The 2475-nt window shown below is 37.1% G+C and carries 2 protein-coding genes; both read left to right on the top strand.

What is annotated here, in order from left to right; all coding sequences use genetic code 11:
- Positions 1 to 1243, top strand: a 1243-nt coding sequence (locus tag ACOVQQ_RS04280; protein ID WP_421817098.1) for an oligosaccharide flippase family protein, incomplete at its 5' end; no start/stop codon positions are given.
- A complete protein-coding gene (locus ACOVQQ_RS04275) occupies positions 1230 to 2465 on the top strand; it encodes a hypothetical protein (RefSeq protein WP_421817097.1) in 1236 nt (411 codons plus the stop codon). The genes ACOVQQ_RS04280 and ACOVQQ_RS04275, both read left to right, overlap by 14 nt.
- Positions 2466 to 2475 lie beyond the last annotated feature (10 nt).

Raw genomic sequence — 2475 nt, 5'->3', positions numbered from 1 at the left:
TATGTACAAAAAGCAAATCGATTTTTTAACCTACATCAGCGGCCAGGGCATTAACCTTATCACACCGCTCATCATTACACCTTATATTCTACACACCTGCGGAGCTGTTGGTCTTGGGAAAAATGCTGTTGCTTTTTCGATAGCTATGTTTCTCATTCTTTTTATTGATTACGCTTTCGATATGAAATCTATACGAGATATTGCTGCTGCGAAAGACAAAGCAACAATATCGGAAATCATTAATCACATGATTTCAACCAAATTTGTACTGCTGTTGTTTCTTACAGTTATTTTCTACAGTACAATTTGGCTTTTTAGCACCCAACTAGAAAATACAGATCTGTTTGCCCTTTCGTTTCTAATAGTAGCGGCACAAGCTTTTTCACCACTATCTGTATTACAGGGCTTACAGTGGTATCGAACCACGGCTGCTGTAAATATTGGCTCAAAAATTATCTATCTCGTATTGGTTTTAAGTCTCGTTACTTCGGTTGGAGATTATCTTCTGGTCAACCCTTTTTGGGCTTTAGCAAATTTTATAGCCTTTACAGCGGGCTATTATTTCATCTTTAAACGCTTAAAAATAAGTTTTGTTCCCAGCAGTTTTTCTCGAATTTTTCAAACCCTACGTGAGGATTTTAGCTTTACGCTTTCCCAACTATTGCTTTGCTTGCGGCAAATTGCGCCGCAAGTTCTTTCAGGCTATTTTTTAGGTTGGCACACTGCCGGAATCTATAAAATTTTCGACCAGCTTATTTCACTGGCGCGAAGTATGAATCAAGTTTATTTTAAGTTCTTTCTTCCCAAATTATCGCATAAATTTTCTTTTGAAAAATCCAAGAGTCTTGTTTTCTGGAAACAATATTCGCTCTTAGCATTTGTTGGAACACTGCTAGCTTGCCTATTAGCACTTTGTCTGAAAACGGAGATTTTGAACTTCTTCAAACTTTCTCCCAGCCAGATACTAAGCAGCGGCGATTTGTATTTAATTACCTTAGCTGCAATCGCGATCATGCCCATTACAATCGCAGGAGAGCAATTAATGATTGTATGCGATTTATTAAAAACGTACACGAAAATAATTTACATCATTTCAGTAGCAACAGTTTTAGGAATTATCTTTACCGCATCAGCTTTTGGTTTGGAAGGTATTGCGGCAATTGTTTTAATCGCCGAAATCTTATTCGCAATTCTGTACATTAGCTATAGCCAACATAAATTCTTTTCGATTGAAAGTAAATAAAAACACGCTATACGCCGCTTTATTCTTACTGTGTGTTGCAGTTCCGTACTTGAATAATTACGAGCTTACTTTTGCGATTTGGACTTTAGCAACTGCGCTTAGTCTACGAAAGTCGTACAACAAGCATTTGCTTTATCAGTTGTTCTTTTTCTCTTCTATCTTAGTAATTGCCACGATATCAGCATTTTTCCACGATTTTAAGGGTTACGACTTTATTCGCGATTTTACCTATATCGTTAAACCTATTCTCGGATTGTTAGTTGGGTATCAACTAGCGCGAACTCATCTAGTCAATCCTATTAAAACACTGATAGTTTCAGGTTTTTATCTCGCTATTATCCACCTTGTTTTAGTTGTCGGAACTATTCTGTTTGTTGGCTTTCGCGATATACATTTGCTGCGCTTTTACGCAGGTTATTTTAGCGACTTCGAAATTTACGCCTTGGTTTTACTTTGGTTTTCCAACAAATTTCAAATAGAATTTACCAGGCAGCAAAAAGGAGTAATGTTGGTATTGTTGCTTGCTTCAACCTTTTTTTATTTGTCGCGAATCAATTTTATTCAAGCGGGAATTTTGTTTTTGGCGTTGAAAGGTTTTTTCACGCTTAATAAGCGCCTTATTGTTGTTGTGGCAACCGGAATCGTTTTAGTTGTAGGAGGCTATTTTGCATTGCTTGCGTACAATCCGATCCGAAACGGAAAGGGAGCCGATGCTTTTCTTTACAAGATAAAAGTAATTCCAGAAGAAGCTTTCAAAACACGTGTCGACGCTTCAGATTGGAAAGATTTCAACGACAATTATCGATCGGTTGAAAACATCCTAACCGTGAAACAAATGGGCAATTCCGGAACTCCCACATTACTTTTTGGAAAAGGTCTTGGATCAAGAGTTGATTTAAAACAAGAAGTAGAACTCGATGGAACGAAAATGAAGTACATTTCCATAGTACACAATGGCTACATGACCACCTTTTTAAAATCGGGACTGTTGGGAGTTATATTGCTTATTTCTTCGATATTGGTACTTCGAAAAGCGCAAGTTATAGGTGAGTCTTATAAAATGTACAACCGATTATTAATAGGCACGGTTCTGTTTTTATTCTTGTCGTATTGGGTTTTCCTCGGATTCTATTTCAAAGCCGATACTAAGTCGATTATCCTTGGGTTAATTTTAGCTTGTTACGACAGAATAGTTCTCAATCAGCAGCCAAAATCTCTATAATCTGCTTACT

It is taken from the genome of Flavobacterium sp. (assembly GCF_049240005.1).
Classification (GTDB): domain Bacteria; phylum Bacteroidota; class Bacteroidia; order Flavobacteriales; family Flavobacteriaceae; genus Flavobacterium.
This window is presented reverse-complemented; position numbering and strand designations above follow the sequence as displayed.